The 22,799-nt window shown below is 60.6% G+C and carries 18 protein-coding genes; 11 read left to right on the top strand and 7 right to left on the bottom strand.

Annotated features, from left to right (window positions below; translation table 11 throughout):
* Nucleotides 1–23 precede the first annotated feature (23 nt).
* The 4 genes from hutH to HDE72_RS09500 form a co-directional block, all read right to left on the bottom strand.
* Nucleotides 24–1,583: a histidine ammonia-lyase gene (gene hutH, locus HDE72_RS09515; RefSeq protein ID WP_183739546.1), complete on the bottom strand. Its 1,560-nt coding sequence runs from the start codon at nucleotides 1,581–1,583 to the stop codon at nucleotides 24–26.
* A gap of 2 nt (nucleotides 1,584–1,585) precedes the next feature.
* On the bottom strand, nucleotides 1,586–3,289 hold the full coding sequence (gene hutU / locus HDE72_RS09510; protein WP_183739544.1) for a urocanate hydratase: 1,704 nt from the start codon (nucleotides 3,287–3,289) through the stop codon (nucleotides 1,586–1,588).
* 97 nt (nucleotides 3,290–3,386) lie between these two features.
* Entirely contained in the window at nucleotides 3,387–5,060 is a 1,674-nt protein-coding gene (locus tag HDE72_RS09505; RefSeq protein WP_183739541.1) for an amidohydrolase, read from the bottom strand.
* Between the two features lie 53 nt (nucleotides 5,061–5,113).
* A complete protein-coding gene (locus tag HDE72_RS09500; protein WP_183739538.1) occupies nucleotides 5,114–5,737 on the bottom strand; it encodes a GNAT family N-acetyltransferase in 624 nt (207 codons plus the stop codon).
* A gap of 126 nt (nucleotides 5,738–5,863) precedes the next feature.
* On the opposite strand from HDE72_RS09500, the gene HDE72_RS09495 reads away from it, so the two are divergent.
* The 3 genes from HDE72_RS09495 to HDE72_RS09485 all read left to right on the top strand — a co-directional run bounded on the left by HDE72_RS09495 (nucleotide 5,864) and on the right by HDE72_RS09485 (nucleotide 8,570).
* Nucleotides 5,864–7,384, top strand: a complete 1,521-nt coding sequence (locus tag HDE72_RS09495; RefSeq protein WP_183739535.1) for a hypothetical protein — start codon at nucleotides 5,864–5,866, stop codon at nucleotides 7,382–7,384.
* Nucleotides 7,385–7,729: 345 nt separating this feature from the next.
* Nucleotides 7,730–8,140 carry a BPSL0067 family protein gene (locus tag HDE72_RS09490; RefSeq protein WP_183739532.1) on the top strand — a complete coding sequence of 137 codons (411 nt, stop codon included), beginning with the start codon at nucleotides 7,730–7,732 and terminating at the stop codon, nucleotides 8,138–8,140.
* Nucleotides 8,127–8,570 carry an STY0301 family protein gene (locus tag HDE72_RS09485; RefSeq protein WP_183739529.1) on the top strand — a complete coding sequence of 148 codons (444 nt, stop codon included), beginning with the start codon at nucleotides 8,127–8,129 and terminating at the stop codon, nucleotides 8,568–8,570. The genes HDE72_RS09490 and HDE72_RS09485 overlap by 14 nt, the downstream gene beginning before the upstream one ends.
* Before the next feature lie 15 nt (nucleotides 8,571–8,585).
* On the opposite strand, the gene HDE72_RS09480 is transcribed toward HDE72_RS09485, so the two are convergent.
* From HDE72_RS09480 to ada, 3 genes are all read right to left on the bottom strand, one after another.
* On the bottom strand, nucleotides 8,586–10,244 hold the full coding sequence (locus HDE72_RS09480; RefSeq protein WP_183739526.1) for a mechanosensitive ion channel family protein: 1,659 nt from the start codon (nucleotides 10,242–10,244) through the stop codon (nucleotides 8,586–8,588).
* A gap of 86 nt (nucleotides 10,245–10,330) precedes the next feature.
* On the bottom strand, nucleotides 10,331–11,020 hold the full coding sequence (locus HDE72_RS09475; protein ID WP_183739523.1) for a 2OG-Fe(II) oxygenase: 690 nt from the start codon (nucleotides 11,018–11,020) through the stop codon (nucleotides 10,331–10,333).
* Nucleotides 11,017–12,084: a bifunctional DNA-binding transcriptional regulator/O6-methylguanine-DNA methyltransferase Ada gene (gene ada, locus HDE72_RS09470; protein WP_183739519.1), complete on the bottom strand. Its 1,068-nt coding sequence runs from the start codon at nucleotides 12,082–12,084 to the stop codon at nucleotides 11,017–11,019. Before ada ends, HDE72_RS09475 begins: the two co-directional genes overlap by 4 nt.
* 161 nt (nucleotides 12,085–12,245) lie before the next feature.
* Here ada and hutC point away from each other — a divergent pair, with 161 nt between their 5' ends.
* The 8 genes from hutC (at nucleotide 12,246) to HDE72_RS09430 (ending at nucleotide 22,781) form a co-directional block, all read left to right on the top strand.
* A complete protein-coding gene (gene hutC, locus HDE72_RS09465) occupies nucleotides 12,246–12,965 on the top strand; it encodes a histidine utilization repressor (protein WP_183739516.1) in 720 nt (239 codons plus the stop codon).
* Nucleotides 12,966–13,178: 213 nt separating this feature from the next.
* Nucleotides 13,179–16,586, top strand: a complete 3,408-nt coding sequence (locus HDE72_RS09460; protein WP_260176589.1) for a PAS domain-containing hybrid sensor histidine kinase/response regulator — start codon at nucleotides 13,179–13,181, stop codon at nucleotides 16,584–16,586.
* Nucleotides 16,587–16,618: 32 nt separating this feature from the next.
* Entirely contained in the window at nucleotides 16,619–17,068 is a 450-nt protein-coding gene (locus HDE72_RS09455) for a response regulator (RefSeq protein ID WP_183739513.1), read from the top strand.
* Between the two features lie 277 nt (nucleotides 17,069–17,345).
* On the top strand, nucleotides 17,346–17,672 hold the full coding sequence (trxA, locus tag HDE72_RS09450) for a thioredoxin TrxA (protein WP_183739510.1): 327 nt from the start codon (nucleotides 17,346–17,348) through the stop codon (nucleotides 17,670–17,672).
* Nucleotides 17,673–17,826: 154 nt separating this feature from the next.
* Complete coding sequence (gene rho / locus HDE72_RS09445; protein ID WP_034746249.1) at nucleotides 17,827–19,089, top strand: transcription termination factor Rho; 1,263 nt, start codon at nucleotides 17,827–17,829, stop codon at nucleotides 19,087–19,089.
* A gap of 278 nt (nucleotides 19,090–19,367) precedes the next feature.
* Complete coding sequence (locus HDE72_RS09440) at nucleotides 19,368–19,637, top strand: type B 50S ribosomal protein L31 (protein ID WP_183739507.1); 270 nt, start codon at nucleotides 19,368–19,370, stop codon at nucleotides 19,635–19,637.
* 196 nt (nucleotides 19,638–19,833) lie between these two features.
* Nucleotides 19,834–21,558 carry an ArnT family glycosyltransferase gene (locus tag HDE72_RS09435; protein ID WP_183739492.1) on the top strand — a complete coding sequence of 575 codons (1,725 nt, stop codon included), beginning with the start codon at nucleotides 19,834–19,836 and terminating at the stop codon, nucleotides 21,556–21,558.
* A gap of 212 nt (nucleotides 21,559–21,770) precedes the next feature.
* On the top strand, nucleotides 21,771–22,781 hold the full coding sequence (locus HDE72_RS09430; RefSeq protein ID WP_183739489.1) for a choice-of-anchor A family protein: 1,011 nt from the start codon (nucleotides 21,771–21,773) through the stop codon (nucleotides 22,779–22,781).
* Nucleotides 22,782–22,799: the final 18 nt, after the last annotated feature.

The following is a 22,799-nucleotide window of genomic DNA, read 5'->3' as shown; positions in this document are numbered from 1 at the left end:
GCCGGGCTGCTGGTGTTCATGATTCAGGCGTACAGCGGGGCGAACAGGTTTTTGCAGCTGGTGCTCAACTCGCCTTGCAAGACCATCTGCTTGGCCGCCTCGATATCAGGTGCGAAAAAGCGGTCAGCGTCGAAGAACGGCACTTTCTGGCGCAACTGCTGGTGCACGTGTTCCAGATGCGGCGAGGTTTTCAGGGGACGGTGGAAATCGATGCCCTGTGCGGCGGCCAGCAATTCGATGCCGACGATGACCGCCGTATTGTGCGCCATGTCGTCCAGACGGCGCCCGGCAAACGTGGCCATGCTGACATGGTCTTCCTGGTTGGCGGACGTGGGCAGGCTGTCCACGCTGGCCGGATGCGCCAGCGACTTGTTTTCCGACGCCAGCGCGGCGGCAGTCACATGGGCGATCATGAAGCCGGAGTTGACACCCGGATCACGCACCAGGAATGGCGGCAAGCCTGACAGGGTGGCGTCGATCAGCAGCGCGATGCGCCGTTCGGCCAGCGCGCCGATTTCGGCGATCGCCAGCGCCAGCGTATCGGCGGCAAAGGCGACAGGTTCGGCGTGGAAATTACCGCCCGAGACGATCTCGGCGCGGCCGCCAGGACCGTCCTGGAAGATCAGCGGATTGTCGGTGACGGCGTTCGCTTCGATCAGCAGGGTGCGGCCCGCATTGACGATCAGGTCCAGGCAGGCGCCCATCACTTGCGGCTGGCAGCGCAGGCTGTAGGGGTCTTGCACGCGCTCGTCGCCTTCCAGGTGCGAGGCGCGGATCGCGCTATGCGCCACCAGTTGCCGGTACATCTGCGCCGCCAGGATTTGCCCCGGCTGGCCGCGCACCGCGTGGACGCGCGCATCGAATGGCGCATCGCTGCCCTTGGCTGCGTCGAGCGACAAGGCGCCCGTAACCATGGCCGCTTCCAGCAGGCGTTCGGCCATGAACAGACCATGCAGCGCCAGCGCGTTCGACACCTGGGTGCCGTTGATCAGCGCCAGGCCCTCTTTCGCCGCCAGCACCACCGGCGCGATGCCCGCCTGCGCCAGCGCCTCGGGCGCCGCCATCAATTGACCATTCACGCGCACGTCACCCACGCCCAGCATGGCCAGCGTCATGTGCGACAGCGGCGCCAGGTCGCCCGAAGCGCCCACCGAACCCTTGGCGGGAATGGCCGGCATGATGCCTGCGTTGTACAGCGCGATCAGGGTATCGACGATCAGCGGGCGCACGCCGGAAAAACCGCGCGCCAGGCTGCCTATCTTCATCAGCATGATCAGGCGCACCACCGCGTCGGACAGCAGTTCGCCGGTGCCGACGGAATGCGACAAAATCAGGTTGCGCTGCAATTGCTCCAGCTTTTCATCGGGAATGCGCGTCTTGGCCAGCAAGCCAAAACCCGTGTTGATGCCGTAGGCCGCATCGCCCTTGGCGACTATGGCTTGCACGGCAGCGGCCGATGCTTCGATCACAGGGTAGGCATCGGCGGCGAGTATCAATTTGGCGGGCGCAGCCCATACGGCGCGCAGGTCGGCCAGGGTCATCGCGCCCGGCTTCAAGGTCCAACTGTTGGAATGCTGTGTCATTTTTAATTCACCATAGGAAGAATCAAGCCGTTGCGCTTGGCGCAGGCGGCTGCCGTTTCATAGCCGGCATCGGCATGGCGCATCACGCCCGAGCCGCTGTCGTTGACCAGCACGCGCGCCAGGCGTTTCGCTGCGCCTTCCGTGCCATCGGCCACGATCACCATGCCCGCATGCTGCGAGTAGCCCATGCCTACCCCGCCGCCATGGTGCAGCGAAACCCAGGTGGCGCCGCCAGCCGTGTTCAGCATGGCGTTCAGCAGCGGCCAGTCGGAGACGGCGTCGGTACCATCCTTCATGCTTTCCGTTTCGCGGTTCGGACTGGCGACGGAACCCGTATCGAGGTGGTCGCGGCCGATCACGATGGGCGCCTTCAGTTCGCCCGTGCGCACCATCTCATTGAAAGCCAGGCCGGCGATATGGCGCTCGCCCAGTCCCAGCCAGCAGATGCGCGCCGGCAGGCCCTGGAAGGCAATGCGCTCGCGCGCCATGTCCAGCCAGTGGTGTACCTGCGCGTGGTGCGGGAACAGTTGCTTGATCTTGGCGTCGGTTTTATAGATGTCTTCCGGGTCGCCCGACAAAGCCACCCAGCGGAATGGCCCGCGTCCTTCGCAAAACTGCGGGCGGATATAGGCGGGCACGAAGCCGGGAAAATCAAAGGCGTTCTGCACCCCCTGGTCGAACGCCACCTGGCGGATGTTATTGCCGTAATCGACGGTGTGCACGCCCATGGCGTGGAAGTCGAGCATGGCCTGCACATGGGCGGCGCAGGAATCGGCGGCCGCCACCGTCAAACGCGCATGGCGCTGCGGGTCTTGCTGCGCCGCCTTCCAGTCCGACACGCTCCAGCCGCGCGGCAGATAACCGTTGACCAGGTCATGTGCAGATGTTTGATCCGTCACCAGGTCGGGCAGCATGCCGCCCGCCTTTGCGCGGCGCACCAGTTCGGGCAGCACTTCGGCTGCGTTACCCAACAAGCCGATGGAAATGGCTTCCTTGCGTTCGGTATGGTATTTGACCAGCTCCAAAGCTTCGTCCAGGCTGGCCGCCTGCTTGTCCAGATAGCGGGTACGCAAACGGAAATCGATGCTGCTTTGCTGGCATTCGATATTGAGCGAGACGGCGCCCGCCATGGTGGCGGCCAGCGGCTGCGCGCCGCCCATGCCGCCCAGGCCCGCCGTCAATATCCAGCGCCCCGCCCAGTCGCCGCCGAAATGCTGGCGGCCCGCTTCGGCGAAGGTTTCATAAGTGCCTTGCACGATGCCCTGCGTGCCGATGTAAATCCAGCTGCCGGCCGTCATCTGGCCATACATGAACAGGCCTTGCCGGTCGAGTTCATTGAAGTGTTCCCAGTTGGCCCATTTCGGCACCAGGTTGGAATTGGCGATCAGCACGCGCGGCGCATCCGGATGCGTGCGAAATACGCCCACCGGCTTGCCGGACTGTATCAGCAGGGTTTGATCGTCTTCCAGTTCGCGCAAGGAAGCGAGTATTTGGTCGAAACAGGCCCAGTTGCGGGCGGCGCGGCCGATGCCGCCGTAGACGACCAGGTGCTGCGGGTTTTCCGCCACTTCCGGGTCCAGGTTATTTTGCAACATGCGGTAGGCCGCTTCGGCCTGCCAGCTCTTGCAGGCCATCACCGTGCCGCGCGGCGCGCGGATGGTACGGCTGGCATCAAAGCGTGGATCTGTGTCCATAGTGCTGTTCATGCTGTCTCCTCTAGGGTGCGAGCGGGCATGCGCGACCCGCTCTGGTACTCCCAGCATAGGTTGTCTATACAACCAAGTCAACAGATTTTCTTTGGCTTTATCTTTTTTCAAACACCCGCTTGCCCGCCAGCCAGGTCTGCAGCACCTGCGTCTTGCCGATGGCGGCCGGGGCTACCTTGAACAAATCCTGGTCGACCACGATGAAGTCCGCCCACTTGCCCTTTTCCAGCGAGCCGATGATGTTTTCCTGGTGCGCCGCCCAGGCCGCATCCAGCGTAAAGCAGCGCAGCGCCTCGGTCACCGTCATGGCTTGCTGCGGATACCAGCCGCCCGCTGGCAGGCCGGCGCTATCCTGGCGCGTGACGGCGGCGTGTATGCCTTCGAACGGGTTGGGCGACTCGATGGGGAAATCCGAACCGCAGGCGATACGCGAACCCTGTTTTAAAAAGGTGCGCCAGGCATATGCGCCCTTGATGCGCTCATGGCCCACGCGTTGCTCGGCCATGTTCTGGTCCGAGGTAGCATGCGTGGGCTGCATCGACGGCACGATGCCCAGGGTCTTGAAACGGGGAATATCGCTCAATTGCACCACCTGCGCGTGCTCGATACGGTGGCGCAGGCCCACGTTGTGATATTTGCCGATCAGGGCCTGGTAGCCATCGAGGATTTGATGATTGCCCGCGTCGCCAATCGCATGCACATTGACCTGGTAGCCGGCGCGCATGGCCTTGTCCATCTTGGCCCGCATCACATCGTCCTTGTAAAACAGCAGGCCGCGGGTAGCGGGATCATCGCTGTACGGCGCCAGCAAGGCCGCGCCACGGCTGCCCAGCGCGCCATCGGACAATAGCTTGACGGCCCGCAGCGCGTACAGGTCGTGCGCATAGCTGTTCAAGGGACCGCTCCTGGACAGCGCATCGAAATCGTCGGTGGTATCCATGATCATGCCGTACACGCGCACCGTCAGCTTGCCATGGTCGGCGTAGTCGCGGAACAGCCGGTCCTGTAGTTGGCCGATGCCCGCGTCGTGCACGCTGGTCAGACCCACCTGCGACAGCTGCGCCAAGGCGCCGTCGAGCGCAGCGCGGTTTTCCGCGTCGCCCGGCTTGGGCAGCACGGCGTCCATCAGCTCCACCGCATTATCGACCAGCACGCCGGCGGCATTGCCATCGGCATCGCGGACTATCTTGCCGCCTACAGGGTCAGGCGTGTCGCGCGTGATGCCGGCCAGCGCCAGCGCGCGGCTGTTGGCCCAGCCCGCATGGCCATCGACCCGGCGCAGCCAGACAGGCCGCAAGCTTTCCGCCGCATCGAGTTCGGCGGCCGTGGGGAAACGGCCCAGTTTCCAGATTTCCTGGTTCCAGCCATTCCCCGTGATCCAGCTGCGTTCCGGGTGCGCTTTGGCGAAATCGGCTACCGTCTGCAGCGCGCCAGCCAAGGTGGGCGAACCATACAGCAGCACCCCGCTGGCGATGGTCCCCAGGCCAAACACATGGCCGTGCGCATCGATCAGGCCCGGCAACACCGTCTTGCCCTGCACATCGATCAGCGTGGCGCCCTTGGCCGCCTTGCGCTGTACTTCCGCCTTGGAGCCGACGGCGATGATCTTGCCCGCATCATCAAACGCCAGCGCCGTGAAACGGACTACCTTGCCCGCATGATTGAGCGTATAGCCATTGGCGTTGGCGATCAGCGTATCGGCGTGGGCATGGCCGAAGGCGCCCAGGCAGGCGAGCATGAGCAGGGTGCGGCGCAATGGCAGGGTAGTCATTCCATCTCCAGGTTTTTATTAAAAAGACCAGTGTATAGAAATGGGCAAAATGGTCAATCAGGCAGCTTTGATGGACGTACAGATGGACGCACCATCAGCCAGTAATCGCAGCCCGTCACCGCTTCCTTGTAGACGCCCGCCACGGTGAAACCAAGTCGGCCATAAAACGGCAGGCTGCGTTCATTGTAAGTTTCAAGGAAACAGACGGCGCCGGCCTGGTCGACGGCCGCCAAGCCCGGCGCCAGCACGGACGCGCCCAGCCCCCTGCCCTGCGCAGCCGGCGCCACGCCGGCGATCGACAGATACCACGCATCCTTCAAGTCGTGTTCAGACAGCGCCTGTTCCATGTTCTCCACGATGGCCGTGAAATGGGCAAAACCCTGTCGCCCCAGCAAGGTGCGCAACGCTGCCTCGCGCTGTGCATAAGCGGCCTGGCGCGCGGCAGCCGGCGTATCGGTGTTCCAGATAGCCGCGCCATTGCCGTCAATATCGGCCAGATCGACCCGCCCCGCCTGCCGACCTTCGGTCAGCGCCAGTTCAAAATACACCGCCAGCATCTCCAGCCGCGCCGCCTCATCATCACCGCAAGCCAGCGTGACGGTGCGGTAAAACGGATCGTCGATCAGGGCGGCAGCCAGGCTGCGGGCGGCGCGGGATTGCGGTACTGCGTTGACCATCGGTATTGCCTTTTTGATTGTGTCAATAAAGGACAAGCATCTTAACTTAGACACACCGATCTTGTGTTCAATCAATAAGGCCATGGCTGCACCGGCCTACGCTGGCGTTTTACGCTGGAGAGCATCATGGCCAGACACCATGTCATCAGTACCACCGGCTGCGACGTCTTTTTCAAGCTCGTGACCCACTACAAGGAAAAATTCGGCGCACGCTTTGACGACATGACCGTCACCTTCGGCGCCAACGGCAATCCCGTGCTGGGCGCCACCCAGCGCGACGCAAAAAGCGGCTGCGAAATGCACAGGCGCGCCGGGCAGGCAGACGAATGCTGGTGCTGCGGCTACGACGAACAACTGGAATTCGTCTCACAACACGACGTGCCGCTGGCGCATGCCGACTACCGGCTCACCTTGAGCAATGGCGAGATGTGGACGGGGACGACGAATGCAAAGGGACGTACGGAGAGGATTGGCAGCAAGCAGGAAGAACAAATCACGACAGTAGAATTCTTTCCACCAGAAGACAGTTTTCCTTGCTGCTCCACCGCACATCGTCCGGCCGCACCAACGGCAGTAATAGTGGAGCTACAAGACGTAACAACCAGGGATACCGAGGTTGGCACGTCAGTAAAACGGATCAAAGTCGATAGTAATGCCCGCCAATTGACTCAAGGTGAGATCGACATGGCATGGATGATCTTTGAAGATGCCATTGACTATAGCAAAGTGAAAATCCACAAAAGACCCTATCTATGGCTATTTCAGCCAGAGAATACTGCCATGACGCCAAATGGCGAAATGTACTTTCATGAGTCGAGATTTGTGGATGATTTTTCTAAAGAAGATCCAAGACTAAAACACTGGTTCATGCATGAAATGGTTCATGTCTGGCAGTTTCAGTTGAATTACCCAGTGAGGGTAAGAGGAGCAATACGACTAGGTCTAAGCTACGACTATGTTCTATCTAAAGAACAAAGGCTAGCGGACTACAACATGGAAGCCCAGGGCGATTTATTGGCGGACTATTTTGTATTAATGTATTTAAACTATCCGAGAGCTATGCTTCAAGAAAAGTATGCCAACTCCTTACCACTATATAAAGAGGTACTTTGTGATTTTATTAAAAATAAAAAAAATAAAAAAATCTACCTGGCTACAATATTGAGCGTAATGATATGGTCGATATACCCTGAAACTTTGGCACGATCACGCATGGCCAATGCCGAAGTTACGTCCATCAATGGCCTACCTTGCTTTAGCATTTCCGCAAAAGAGGAAGCCCGTAATGGTCAAGTTTTCCTCGGGGCTTTGAGCGTGTCAGACATTACTGAGAAACCGACCACCGAGGTGTGGGGATTTCTTATGACTGGCGGCAGGAAAGTTCCCATCTCATCGGAAGATTGCATTCCATACGGCCATATTCCACCATACGCGCAAGCCACGCCAGCGCCAGCACTGAGAACCGGCAGAATGTATGAGGTATTTCTGAACGGTAGGCCCAAAGATCCTTACGACTCTACCTACGGATATGTGGGCAAATTCTGTCTCGCTCCAGACGCTTCTGGCAATTCACTCATCATCGCCATCAAAATCGATACGCAAGCCTGGAGAGATGATGCCTGTCCAGTCAACCCAGCGTCACAATAGTTCGAAGCATGCCATGACCTGTCATCACCATCTGGCTAGCATCTTCCTGAACGGCAGACCAGATGATCCATCTGACTCGACCTACGGTTACAAGGGAAAATTTTGCATCGCGCTGAAACCTGACGACGGCCAGCAAGTCATTCCCATCCGAAGCATTACACGGGCGTGGATAGATGAAGTTTGTCCAACTGCGCCCTAAGCGAGGCCTGCCCGACCTCTCCCTCGTCTGAATAGTGTCGGGCGTTCACGTCCGGGTTGATCAACAAGCTGTTTGCGAACGGTCAAGGCGCGATATCCATTGCTAACAAAAAATATCCATCAGCGCTCCATCGATAGGGAAGCAATATGGAATATCGATATCATGGTGATATGAATCAGCTACAAGGTCATGATCCGGTTGGCACTGGTGAATGTGTCGCACTGGTACAAGCGTATGCAAAAGCACCTCGCACTGTGTATTGGCGGCCAGGAAAGCACGTTATCGATACCAGCTACATCGCACCAGGAACCGCCATCGCTACCTTTTCAAGTCCTGCCGCATCTTTCCAGCCCACTCATGGCAACCATGCAGCGCTATTCATGTATGCTGGCCCTAAAGACCCCATCTCTCATCAGGCCAAATATATCGTAGTGATGGATCAATGGAAGGGACGCAGGGTAAGATCTCGCCGTATTGACTACTATAGTCCCGAGGCAGCCAAGGCAAAACGTATATTGGACTCCGATAATGCCGCAGCCTTTTATGTCATCCGCTAACACCATGACCATGAACACGGCCGTTTTCTTCTTGCTTGGCGTGGCAGCAAGCACCTGCATGGCGCAAGTGCCACAGTGCCCGGGCGAGTTGAGCGCCAATTCCATACAGGTCCGACCCGCGCCTGGATGGACTGGCGTAGTGACAACGCGTTTGCTCTTGTCCGGCGCTGGTATCGTCAACGGGCGGCCCGATGTAGAACCCAGGGCCGAACTGCGTGGCGATACCCGGCAGATCAGCAAGCAGGTCACGCAGACGGCATATCCGGGCTTGGCGGGAACTGAAAAGTGGCTGATTTGCGCGTACGGACAAGGTGGCGAACTGGAACAGGCCTACCGGCTTCCAGCCGCCGCCGATCACTGCCTCATCCGGGTAGCGCGAAATCGAAACAAGGACATCACTATTTCGATTTCCTGCACCACGATCCAGTAAGCATAAACACGACGCCTACTTCCCATCTTCCTCAGGCCCTTTCGCCGGCGCCCTGAACCATTCCTCGCGCGGCAGCACTTGCGACTCTTCCGGGTCGGCGATGTAGTGCGGCGAGGTGATCTGCACTTCGAACTCATTAAAGACGTCGATGATGTTCTGGTGCAGGCGGTTCAGCACTTCGGCGCGCTGGCGGGGGACTTCGGCGCTGGCGTAGGCGACCAGGCGGTATTGCACGTAGTAGTCGTGCAGGGCCAGCTGCATCACATAGGGTTTGGGCGTGGCGGACAATTCCGTGGTGCGGGCGGCCGCCAGTTCCAGCATGGCGTGCACCTGGCGCCAGGGCGTGGCGTAGCCGATGGTGACGCTGGCGTCCAGCACGAAGCCGCCGCCGGGCAAGGCGCGCGAATAATTCTTGGTCGTCTGCGACATCACCCAGGCGTTCGGCAAGGCCACTTCTTCGCCCAGGCCGGTGCGCAAGCGCGTCTCGAACATGCCGACGTCGACCACCGTGCCTTCGCTCTCGCCCACGCGCACATATTCTCCCTTGCGCAAGGCGCGCGTGTACATCAGGATCAGGCCGCTGGCGCCCTGGCCGACGATGCTCGATGCGCCGATCGACACCATCAGGCCGACCAGCACCGACAAGCCCTGGAAGGCGGCCGTGTGCGATCCGGGCAGATACGGATAGGCCATGGCCAGCGCAAACAGCCAGATGACGACGCTGGCGATGCGGCGCGTGGGCATGGCCGTGTCCTTGTCCAGCCAGCCGATCTGCAATTCGCCACTCTCCACGCGCTTGAACAGCGACGATGCGGTCGCTGCCACCAGGCGCGCGATGGCGAAGATCACGCACACCAGCAGCAGCCCCGGCAAGGCGCCAATGACGGCGTGCAGCACATCGGTCGCCACGTCCAGCAGATAGCCGCTCAGGCTTTCGCCCCAGGCGCGCGTGTAAGGCAGGCGGCCCAGCACGAAAGCCACCCACACATACGTAGCCATCAAACGCAGCGCCCACAGACCCGCGCTCAGCAACTGATAGGCAAAGGCGATGTAGTGTTCGGCATCGAGCACGCGTACATTTTTCAGGCGCACATCGCGCAAACGCGAGGCCAGCAGCACGCCGCTGCGGCGCTTGGCCCAGCGGTGCAGCCGCGTCAGGCCGGCCCAGACCAGCCAGAACACCAGGGTGGCGACGGCGCACACGGCAGCGGCGATGGCCAGGTAGCGCCAGCTGCTCTGCTCGGTATAGTCGAGCAGGGATTTGCGCAATTCCCCGGCCGCCTCCTTGGCCACGCTGTCGGTGGTGTCGCCGGCCAGCTGGTTGACGTCGCCGGGGATGACGACAAACAATTGCACGCCATCGAGCAGCACTTGCGTGCCTTCCGGGATGGTGCGCGTGCCCGTTTGCAGCGGGCCATTCTTTGCCAGCACGCCTTGCAGCCGGTGCCGGGCGCCCGAGGCACGCTCATCGGGTGGATAACCGGCCAGGGCGGCGCGGAAGACGAATATCTTGCGGTTGGTAAAAGTGAATGCCGCTGTCTTTGCTGCTTCGGTGCTGGATGGCGCCACGGCTGCCGTGGCATCAGGCAATAGCGACACGGCATCGTCGGACGCATGGGCGCCAGGCAAGAGGAAGATCGTCAATAGACACAGCAGGCGAAGCAACGCGGACATGGCAAGAAGGGGAAGTGGTCAGGAGCAGCCATCATGCCATGTAATACGGGAAACTCAAGCACTACGCATAGGGCTCAGCTCGAAGCTCAGTTTGCATCGTGAAAAATGATCCCCAGCGTATGGCGCAAACCCGAGCGCAGGCGCGATACACCATGCCGCATCTGCACGCGGTAGCTGCCGCGCGTGCCGTTCACGGGGCGGTGAAACACGGGAAAGATCACCGCGTCGCCCTGCGCCAGCGGCACCACTTCGGCGCGCGACTGCATGCGCGGGCGCTGCTCCGTCAGCACGAACTCGCCACCCGTGAAATCGTCTTGCGGGCGCGACAGCAGTACGGCCAGTTGCAGCGGAAACACCTGTTCGCCATACAGATCCTGGTGCAGGCAGTTGTAATCGCCTGCGCGATAGCGCAGCAGCAAGGGCGTGGGCCGCACTTGCCCGGCGGCATGGCAGCGGGCCACAAAATCAGCATGCTCGAGCGGAAAGCGCGTTTCCAGTCCCATCTGTTCCTGCCAGCGGTTGGCAATCGCCGCCAGCGGCGAATACAGTGTCTGGCGCAACTGCGCCACCACCGGCGGCAGCGGATAGGCAAAATACTGGTATTCGCCGCGCCCGTAACCATGGCGCTCCATCACCACCCGGCTGCGGAAAAGTTGCGCCGCATCGTACTGCGCGGCCAGCGCGGCACAGGTTTCAGCGCTCAGCAAGCCGGGCACGACGGCGCAGCCATGCTGGTTCAACGCATCTTCCAGCGCTTGCCAGTCCGGTGCCCTCATTTGCCCGCCTCGCGGTCAAGCAGCACCTGCTTGCGCTCGACGCCCCAGCGGTAGCCGGACAAAGCCCCGTCGTTGCGCACCACCCGGTGGCAGGGGATCGCCACCGCCAGCGCATTGGCTGCGCAGGCGCCCGCCACGGCGCGTGCGCCCTTGGGTGCGCCTATGCGCCGGGCCAGTTCGGCGTAGCTGACGGTGCTGCCGGCGGGAATTTCACGCAGGGCTAGCCATACCCGCTGCTGGAAAGCCGTGCCGCGCACGTCGAGCGGCAGGTCCAGGCCGATTTGCGGCGCTTCCACCAGGCCGATCACCTGCGCCACCGTTTGCTCGTAGTCGGGCTCTGCTCCGCGCAATTCGGCGCGCGGAAAGCGGTCCTGCAAGTCGCGCAGCAATACTTCCGGGTCGTCATCGATAAGAATCGCGCAGATGCCCTTGTCGGTGCTGGCCACCAGGATGGCGCCCAGCGAGCAGGCGGCAAGCGCAAAACGGATCACGGCGCCGTTGCCGCCAGCGCGGTAAGCGCCCGGCGTCATGCCCAGCAAACCTGGCGTGGCGGCATAGAAACGTCCGCTGGAATTGAAGCCGGCCGCATACAACGTTTCAGTCACATTGCCAGCTCCGCTCAAACCGGCCTTGAGGCGTTCGCCGCGCCGCGCCGCAGCATAGGCCTTGGGCGTGATGCCCGTGTGCGCCTTGAAGATGCGGTGAAAATGAAAACGGCTCATGCCGGCCGCCAGCGCCAGGCTGTCGAGATCAGGCAGTTCTGCGCTGGCGCCGATCAGGCGGCAGCTTTCAGCCACCATGGCGGCGTGGCGTTCGGCCAGCGGCGGCAGGCCGGGCTTGCAGCGCAGGCAAGGGCGGAAACCGGCCGCCTCGGCCTCGGCGCAACTGGCGTGAAAGGCCACGTTCTGGCGCAAGGCGGGGCGCGCCCCGCAAGATGGCCGGCAATATACGCCGGTGCTGCGCACCGAATAATAAAAGACGCCGTCGGCCTCGGGCGCGCGCCGCTGCACTGCCGCCCAGCGCTCTTCATCGTTCAGATAAGCGGGCAAATTAATATGCTCCATGACGCACTCCGTGCCTGTGATTGATAAGTATCGAGCATAAGCGGCGCTGGCAGCAAGCGCACTCCGGCGCTTGCTTTTGAATTGCATCGGCGGGCAGTGCTAAAATTGCCATCACGCCTCCGGCCGGAGACGTGCCCCTGCCGCGCTTCGGAGAAACTGCATTGGATGACCAGATTACCCAGGAAAATACGCCCATTTTCCAGCGCATCAAGGATTTTTTGCTGGCGGGCATCGCCTCTGGCCGCTGGAAGGAAGGCGATGTGATCCCCTCCGAGCAGGCGCTGGTCAAGCAATTTGGCGTCTCGCGCATGACGGTCAACCGCGCCGTGCGCGAACTGACCAGCGAGCAGATACTGACCCGGCGCCAGGGTTCCGGCACCTATGTGGCGCAGCAAAAGTACCAGGCAACCTTGCTGGAAATTAAGAGTATCGCCGACGAAGTGCGCGCCCGCGGCCATATCCACCGCAGCAGCTTGCAGCTGCTCGAACGCAGCAAAGCTTCGGATTTGCTGGCCAAGCAGTTTGGCCTGGCGCCCGAACAGCAGCTGTTTCACTCGCTGATCGTGCACTTTGAAAACGGCGTGCCGATCCAGGTGGAAGACCGCTGGGTCAACCCTGATTGCGCGCCCGATTACATGACGCAGGATTTTTCCAGCATCACGCCGAATGAATACCTGATGGCCGCCGCCCCTTTGCAGGGAGCCACCTACAGCATCGAAGCGCTGTCGGCCCCGCGCGATATCGCTGAAATGCTGGCCATCGACACGCGGCAGGCATGCCTGGTGCTGCGCCGCCAGACGCGTTCAGGCGGCAAGGTGGCGTCGATCGCCACCATGTGGCATCCGGGACACCGCTATCAATTCGCCGGCAGCTTCAGCTGAGGCCGATATAGTTCCGCGCCCGCTTTCTCACACATACTCACAGGGCAGGCTGAAAAACCGCCATTTTCGGTGCTAAAAAAGCCGTCCTGCAGAGCAGCATCCAAGTTCGCTACTCTGGCTAAATATTCAATGCTATAGTTGCCGCCATACCGGGTAACAGCGTCCGTGTCACCATGTCAGTCAGGTTCAATCAGGGCCCAGAAAGGGAAGCATTTGTCGTATCGCAGCCACACCCGTTTCAGTGCATTGCGCCCGGCGCGCCTTGCGGTGCACAGGCTCGCGCATACGATACTGGCGGCCGGCGTAGCGCTGCCCTTGCCTGTCATGGCGCAGGCAGCCGCGCCTGAAGCCGGCACCGGCCAGCCTTGGCCGTATGTGGCGATGGCGGCCAGCGCCCTGGCCGCCATCGCATGCTGGCAAGCGTGGCGCTGGCGTGCCGCCGCAGCCAGGACCCCGGCGCAACAGCAATTTGTGCAGGCACTGCATGGCGCCGCCATGGCCAGCTGGACCTGGCAACGCCAGAACGACAGTCTGGTGATGTCCAGCCTGTATCAGGATATTCTCGGTGACAAGAACGCCAGGCTGGAGCAAAAGCTGGGCGACTGGCTGTCGCAAGTACACCGCGACGACCGCGCACGCATGAGCCAGGTATTTCGCCAGCATGTCGACGGCAAGGCGCCTGGCCCCGTCAGTTATGAGTTTCGCTTGCGCCACAGCGATGGACAATGGCGCTGGCTGCTGGCGCGCGGCTCCGTGCTGACCCGCGCTGCCGACGGCACGGCCACGCAGGCGGGCGGCATCGTTTGCGATATCAGCGAACGCAAGGCTGACGAGCAATGGCGCATGCGTTGCCTGTTGGAAGCAGCGCCTGAAGCCATGCTGGTGGCCGATATCGATGGCAGGGTGCACTACGCCAACCAGATCGGCGCACGCTGCTTCGGTTATCCGCTGGCCGAACTGATCGGCTTGTCTTTGGAGCAACTGGTGCCGGAAAGCACGGGAAGCCGCACCGTGGGCGACCCGCAAGGGCGGCACACCCTGCCTGGCAGAGTGATGATGGCGCTACGCCGCGATGGTTCGCAATTCCCGGCCAAGGTCAGCCTGTCGCCGCTGCGCATGGCGGGCCATCTGTATTCCATCGTTTCGCTGCGTGACATGACCCAGCGCCAGCGCGCCGAAGAGGCGCTGCACGCCAGCTCGGAACGCTACCGCCTGATCGTGCAGACGGCTGCCGAAGGCATCTGGATGACGGATGCGGATGGCAAGACCACCTTCGTCAATCCGAAGATGGCGCATATGCTCGGTTATGCGGTGCAGGACATGCTGGGCCGGCCCCTGCTCGACTTCATGGACCGCGACAGCCAGTTGCTGATGCAGCGGCGCCTGGCCAGCCACGGCAACAAGGCCAGCCAGCCGGACCAGGTCGATTTCCGCTTCTTCCGCAAAGACCATTCCAGCCTGTGGGGCCTGGTGTCGAGCACCGGCATCCAGTCGGAAAACGGCGAAGCCGGCGGCACCCTGGCGATGATCACCGACATCACGGAACGGCGCCAGGCCTCGATTGCGCTATCGAACTCCAGCCAGCGCATGGCCTCGGTCTTCGGCGCCGTCACGAATGGACTGGTGGTGCAGGACAGCAATGGCCTCATCCTGGAAAGCAATGCGGCCGCCGAACGCATGCTGGCCGCCAGCCTGGGCAGCCACAACAACCACAGCCTGTGGCGCGCCATTCGCGAAGACGGCTCGAGCTTCGACCAGCGCAGCCATCCCGTGCACATTACCCTGTCGACCGGGCAAGCCATGCGCGACGTGCTGATGGGCGTGCAGCAAGGCGATGGCAGCCTGTCGTGGCTATCCGTGAATACGGAAGCCATCCGCGACGAATACGGCAAGGTCAGCATGGTGGTGGCCAGCCTGACCGATATCACTTATCACAAGCGCAGCGAAAACGCCCTGCGCGAGCTCAATGAACACCTGGAAGAGCGGGTGGCGCAGCGCACCGAGCAGCTGGACCAGGCCAAGCAGGTGGCCGAGGAAGCTAGCCAGGCCAAGGGACAATTCCTGGCCAATATGAGCCATGAAATCCGCACGCCGATGAATGGCGTGATCGGCATGGCCTACCTGGCCCTGAAGACGGAACTGGAACCACGCCAGCGCGACTACCTGGAAAAAATCCGTTTTGCCGGCGAGCACTTGCTAGGCATCATCGACGATATCCTCGACATTTCCAAGATCGAAGCGGGCAAGCTGGAAATCGAACGCGTCAATTTCAGCTTTGATCACGTGCTGCAAACCCTGAGCACGGTGGTGGCGCCGCGCGCCGCCGGCAAGAATCTGGAACTGGTGTTCGAGATCGACCCGCAATTGCCGGCCGTGCTGGTGGGCGACCCGCTGCGCCTGGGGCAAGTGCTGATCAATTACACCAATAACGCCATCAAGTTCAGCGAACAGGGCAGCATCACCGTCAAGGTGCGCAAAATAGTGGGCGATGCGCGGCAGTGCGTGGTGCGCTTCGAAGTGTGCGACCACGGCATCGGCCTGTCGCAAAATGAAATGAGCAAGCTGTTCCAGTCCTTCCAGCAGGCGGACACCTCCACCACGCGCGAATATGGCGGCACCGGCCTCGGCCTGGCCATCTGCAAGCAGCTGGCCCAGCTGATGGGCGGCGACGTGGGCGTCGACAGCCAGCCCGGCGCCGGCAGCACTTTCTGGTTCACCGCCCACCTGGGCATTTCGGACCAGGCGGCCCCGGCCATGCTCGACACCATGGTGCAGACGGCAGCGGCCATGCGCGCCAGCGCCGATGCCGCCCTGGTCATGAGCACGCTCAAACATGCCCGCATCCTGCTGGTGGAAGACAATCCCTTCAATCAGCAGGTGGCGCTGGAATTGCTGGAAGAAGCGGGCGCCTCCGTCTGCCTGGCCAATAATGGCGTGGAAGCGCTGGACTTGCTGCGCCAGGCGCAGTTCGACTGCGTGCTGATGGATGTGCAGATGCCGTTGATGGATGGCCTGGAAGCAACGCGCCATATCCGCGCCGATCCGCAGCTGGCCCAGTTGCGCGTGCTGGCCATGACGGCCACCGCCACCAGCGAAGACCGGGTGCGCTGCCTCGAAGCGGGCATGGACGATTTCATTTCCAAGCCGATCCAGCCAGCCATGATGTACCGGACCATCGCCAGCTGGCTGCCCGAGCGCGATGCGCCGCCGCCCGCGCGCAGCCGCAGCGGACCCGCCTTCAAGACCACCCTGGCTGGCGATCCGCTGGTGATCGATTTGTCCATCCTGGCCAAGCTGCTGGGCTACAACCCGCAAAAGGTGCGCAAGTTTGCCTTCAAGTTTTTGCAAACCACGCAAGACGGTTTTGCCGAGATCGATGCAGCCCTGGCGCGTGGCGACGTCAACCAGGTGCGCGAACTGGGCCACCGCATCAAGTCATCGGCCCGTACCGTGGGCGCCCTGGGCCTGGCCGAGCTGTGCCACAGCCTGGAAGTACTGGCGCCAGGCGAACCGGACGATGAAGCCGAACGGGCCGGGCGCATCGTGGTGCGCCTGTGGCCATTGCTGGACCAGATTACCGAACAGATCATGAATAACACCAGCTTTGCCAATGATGATTAACGCGAAGCCATACAGCGCATAGAAAGACGACCATGAACACACTCTCCACCCAAGCCAGCAATACCGGGCTGGCGCCGCTGCGCGTGCTGCTGCTCGACGATGACGTCTTCATGCTCGACGTGCTCAGCGACATGCTGGAACACCTGGGCGAATTCGACATCCGTTGCGAATCGCACAGCGAACTGGCGCTGGCCAGCTTACGCCAGCACCAACCGGATTTGCTCATTTGCGACCTGTCCATGCCCGACGTCGACGGCATCGAATTTTTGCGCATGGCGGCCGAAAGCGGTTTCCAGGGTGGCGTGGTTTTATTGTCGGGCTTGCACTCGGCCGTGCGCCTGGCCGCCGAGCGCCTGGCCGTGGCCAACGGCCTGCATATATTAGGCACTTTCCGCAAGCCGCTGGAAAGCGCGGAATTGCTGCAGATGGTCAGTTTGCAACGCCAGCATTCGGCCCGCCTGACGGGTGGACCAGACACATGATCGCGGTCGCCAGAGCCAGCAACCATGCGGCTTTGCCGCCGGCTGGCAATGCGGCAACACAATCTGGCTCAAGTTTTTCTGCAATAATCTCCACGCTTTGAAAAAATGGGTTATTATTTCAGCCATCCCCGCCTGCATACCTCTGGTCGCACCTTCCAATCATATTGAATTCGTGCCCATTGCCCCCATCTGCTAGCTGTACTTCAGGAAGCATGGATGGCGAACCAGCGTATGGTTGTTCCAGGCATTATTGACCCCACCCTCATTTGAGGAAAATATGAGCGAAAATATCAAACACATTAGCGATGCTTCTTTCGAAGCAGACGTCCTGAATTCCGAATTGCCTGTCCTGGTTGATTTCTGGGCAGAGTGGTGCGGTCCATGCAAGGCCATCGCGCCTATCCTGGAAGAAGTTGCCAAGGAATACGCTGGCCGCATCCAGATCGCCAAGATGGACGTGGACGCGAACCAGGCAGTGCCTGCCAAGTTCGGCATCCGTGGCATCCCGACCTTGATCCTGTTCAAGAACGGTGCTGCAGCTGCTCAAAAAGTAGGCGCCTTGGCCAAAGGCCAGTTGACCGCTTTCGTCGACAGCAATATTTAATGTATGATAGGCAGCGCTGCGCCCGCAGCGCCGCCTGATTGGACACACCGGGAAGCGGCAAGACACCATACCTGTCACCCCTTGCCTGATAATTAAGCTAGCCACGTAGTTCCCTCCCCTACCTTTACATCCCGTCTCGGGACACTCAAGACATATGCATTTATCTGAACTAAAGGCCTTACACGTATCCGCCCTGCTTGAAATGGCGATCGGTCTTGACATTGACAACGCAGCCCGCTTGCGCAAACAGGAGCTGATGTTCGCTATCCTGAAAAAACGCGCCAAGTCCGGCGAACAGATTTTTGGCGATGGCGCCCTGGAAGTGCTGCCTGACGGCTTCGGCTTCCTGCGCTCGCCCGACGCCAGCTACATGGCGTCCACCGACGATATTTACATCTCCCCTTCGCAGATCCGCCGCTTCAATCTGCACACCGGCGATTCGATCGAAGGCGAGGTACGGACCCCGAAAGATGGCGAACGCTATTTCGCACTGGTCAAAGTAGACAAGGTCAACGGCGAATCGCCGGAAATGTCGAAACACCGCATCCTGTTTGAAAACCTGACGCCGCTGCACCCGAACGAGCCGCTGCGCCTGGAACGTGAAATGAATGGCCAGGAAAACATCACCGGCCGTATCATCGACCTGATCGCCCCGATCGGCAAAGGCCAGCGCGGCCTGCTGGTGGCGTCGCCGAAATCGGGTAAATCCGTGATCCTGCAGCACATCGCGCATGCGATCACCGCGAATCACCCCGACATCACCCTGATCGTGCTGCTGATCGACGAACGCCCGGAAGAAGTTACCGAGATGCAACGTTCGGTACGCGGCGAAGTGGTCGCCTCGACCTTCGACGAACCAGCCACGCGCCACGTGCAAGTGGCTGAAATGGTGCTGGAAAAAGCCAAGCGCCTGGTCGAAATGAAAAAAGATGTGGTCATCCTGCTGGATTCGATCACCCGTCTGGCACGCGCCTACAACACCGTGATCCCTGCCTCGGGCAAGGTATTGACCGGTGGTGTCGACGCCAACGCGCTGCAACGTCCAAAACGCTTCTTCGGCGCCGCGCGCAATATCGAAGAAGGCGGCTCGCTGACCATCATCGCCACCGCGCTGATCGAAACCGGTTCGCGCATGGATGACGTGATCTTTGAAGAATTCAAAGGTACCGGCAACATGGAAGTGCATCTGGAACGCCGCCTGGCTGAAAAACGCGTCTACCCGGCAATCAACCTGAACAAATCGGGTACCCGCCGCGAAGAACTGCTGATCAAGCCGAACGAACTGCAAAAAATCTGGATCCTGCGCAAGTTGTTGTACTCGATGGACGAGATCGAGGCGATGGAGTTCATTCTGGACAAGATGAAAGCCACCAAGAACAACGCCGAATTCTTCGACATGATGCGTAGAGGCGGCTAAAACCTACTGCGCGTCCCGCTCTACGGCTTCCGATGCTCGCTGTACATTCGTACAGCTCCGCTTCTCAGCCGTATATCGGGCCTGCTCGCGACGGTTTTATCTCGCCTCTGGTTGAGGTACAAGCCGCTCATTGAGCGGCTTTTTTATTGCCGCGGGGGCGAAAGCGCTATATAATCTGCGGTTGCATTATTTTAAACCCTGGCAAGTGATCGGCAATCGGGTCAAGAAGCAAGACGACCGACGAAGTGCTGTTTGGCTACCAAACTAGAGAGAATCCCATGAAAGCCGATATCCATCCAGATTACCGCGAAGTTGTTTTCCACGACCTGTCGTGCGATTTCAAATTCGTTACCCGTTCGACCATCCAAACCCGCGAAAAAATCACCCACGACGGTAAAGAATACCCACTGGTGAAGATCGAGGTTTCGGCTGAATCGCACCCATTCTTCACGGGCAAGCACAAAATCGTCGATACCGCTGGTCGCGTCGAGAAGTTCCGTCAGAAGTTCGGTTCCGTTGGTTCGAAAACGGCAATCGCAGCAGGCTGATTTTTGCCGCTGTGCGGCAAAAGAGGCAGCTTCGGCTACCAAAGAAAAGGCAGCTTCGGCTGCCTTTTTTGCCTTTGGCCACAATCCGCTGCCCCTGCGCTTTGCGCAGCAGCTACCACGCACTTTCCCTTATACTGCCGCTTACCCCGACGCGAGTTGGAATGCGTCTTACCATTTTTACTGATACCGATTCCCGATGAAGCCAGTCCGCCTTCCCGCTGCTGCCACACTCGCGCTGCCACGATGGGCCTTGTTTGCGCTCGGCCTGCTGTACATCCTGCCCGGCCTGATCGGCCGCGAACCGTGGAAGAACGATGACGCCGCCAGTTTCGGCATCATGTGGACCATGGCGCATGGCGGCCTGAATGACTGGCTATGGCCGAATATCGCCGGCATGTCCATGCCCGAGGAAGGCCCGCTGGCCTTCTGGCTGGGCGCCATCTTCATCAAACTGTTCGGCTGGATCGATGGCGAGGTGTTCGGTGCACGCACGTCCACCATTGGCATCTTCGCCATCGGCACCTTGTCCGTCTGGTACACGGCCTTCAACCTGGGCCGCCGTGGCGACGCCCAGCCGCTGCGCCTGGCCTTTGGCGGCCAGCCCGAACCGAATGACTTCGGCCGTACCCTGGCCGATGCCGCCGTCCTGATCTACCTCGGTTGCCTGGGCTTGCTGGCCCACAGCCATGACATCACGGCCGAAGCGCTGTATGTGTCGCTGCTGGCCTACCTGCTGTACCGCGCCGTACGCTATGTGGAACTGGCGTCGTTGCGCAATGCTGCCCTGCTGGGCCTGGCACTGGGTGGACTGACCCTCACGCGCGGCTGGGTCACGCCGGTGGCGCTGACCATCGCCCTGTTCCTGTGCACCCTGTTCCTGCGCCTGCCGCCGCTGCGCACCCTGCGCCACCTGGCCCTGGCCGTGCTGATCGGCGCCGCGCTGACCCTGCTCTGGCTGCTGCCGGGCGAACTGCTGCAGCCCTACGGCCATTCGCCGCTGCATGCCTGGATGCAATGGAATTACCAGCAACTGAGCTTGCCCAACGTAAAAAGCCTGCAATTCTTCTTCCGTGTCGGCATCTGGTTCTTCTGGCCCGCCTGGCCTTTCGCGGCCTGGGCCGTGTATGCCTGGCGCCGCCAGCACCACGTGCTGCACATCGTCGTGCCGCTGACTTTTGTTGCCATGCTGGCCATTCTGGCCCTGTGCCATCCCGATCCCGACCAGAGCCAGCTGCTGCCGCTGCTGCCGCCACTGGCCGTGATGGCCGCATTTGGTTTGTTGACGATGAAACGGGGCGCCATCAACGCCATCGACTGGTTCTCGGTGATGGTGCTGACCATCTGCGCCGGCGCGCTGTGGCTATTCTGGTTCGCCATCCTGACGGGCTGGCCGCCGAAACTGGCCCATAATGCCCTGAAGCTGGTGCCAGGCTTCAAACCCGAATTGGACTTGATCGGCTTCTTCGTCGCCGCCGCCGCTACCGCCGGCTGGGTAGCCCTGGTGCACTGGCGCATCTCGCGCCAGCCAGCCGTGCTGTGGCGCGCCGTGGTGCTGTCATCAGGCGGCCTGATACTGATCTGGGTATTGATGATGACGCTGTTCTTGCAGGAACTCAATTACAGCAAGAGCTACGCCGGCGTGGCGCATCAGATTTCGATGTCCTTACCGCCGGGCAATGCCTGCATCAACACCAATGCCGGCGCCGCACAACGGGCTTCGTTTGCCTATTATGGCCGCCTGCCGTTTGCCACAGTCGGCCAACGGCACTGCGAGCTGCTGCTGGTGCAAGACAGCGTCAAGGTGCACGACAACAAGGAAATCTTGCCTGATCACAATGATGCCGAGTGGACAAAATTGTGGGAAGGACGCCGCATCACGGACGATGCCGAGCGCTTCCGCCTGTATCAGCGGACCAAATAAACATTTCCTTACAGAAAAAACCGGGGCAACCCGGTTTTTTTACGCGCAAGACACATACAAAAAAGATTATCAAAAAACAATGTAAAATTGCCAAAAAAAATACTTTGTTATATTTATTGAATGAAACTTGTTTTTTATATATAATGCGTTTCTGCGTGATGGCGGTGGTCCTGCTTTCCCGCCCATCCCATCACTATTTATACTGAGTATCCATGAAATCGTTTGCCGCACGCGTCTTGCCCGTCATCAGCGCCTCCCTGCTCGCCCTCTCCTTCGCTACCCCGGCCCAGGCCGCCGTGACGACCATCGACCTCGGAGTGGCCAGCGGCTATTCCGCCTTTATCTTCGGCAATGTGGGCAGCAGCACGGCTAACAGTATCAACTCCGGTTTCCATGACGTGGAAGGCCGTCTGGCCGTCGGCGGCAACGCCTGGCTCAGCAGTTTCTCGGTAGGCCAGAAAAGCACGGCAGGCGCCAGCGCCCCCAGCATCGTCACCGGCGGCAGCCTGAACATCGGTTCCGGCGCCATCTACAATGGCGCCGGCGCGGGCAAAGCCGTGTATGGCGTCAGCAACGCCAACGCCACGATCAACACCAATCAATGGTTTGACGCAGGTACTTTCAGCAAGGGCAACGCCTCCACCCTGGACTTCGGCGCTGCCAAGCAGCAACTGACGGCCTTGTCGAACGATGTGTCCAAGCTGAAACCAACCGGCACCGTGGTGATTGAAAACAGCGGCTACACCCTGCGCGGCGACATCAATGCCGACATCAACATTTTCAATATCGATTCAAGCTCGCTGCAAAACCTGAGTCTGGACCTGTCCTCGATCAAGAGCACGGCCCACATCATCATCAATGACAGCGCCACCACGATCAACCTGTCGGGCGGCTACAGCAGCTTCAGCGGCTTTGCCGACCGCACCCTGTTCAATTTCACCAATGCCACCAGCACCAGCCTGACCACGTACGCCTGGGGCAGCATTTTGGCGCCGAACAGCGATTTCTCGGGCACCGGCCACCTGGAAGGCACGCTGGTTGCCAATTCCGTCAGCGCCAAGAATGCCTGGGGTTCGCAAGTGGAAATCGGCGCTACCGGCTTTACCGCCGCCAACATTTCGGCTGTACCGGAACCAGGCACCTACGCCATGCTGCTGGCCGGCCTGTGCGTCCTGTTCCTGCGCCGCCGCAAGCCAGCGAGCACGATGCTGCAAGCCGCTTAAGTCTTTCCCTATAAAAAA

It is taken from the genome of Janthinobacterium saanense, from assembly GCF_014200675.1.
GTDB lineage: Bacteria > Pseudomonadota > Gammaproteobacteria > Burkholderiales > Burkholderiaceae_D > Janthinobacterium.
The sequence above is the reverse complement of the archived record's forward strand: the minus strand, read 5'-3'. Positions and strand labels throughout refer to the sequence as shown.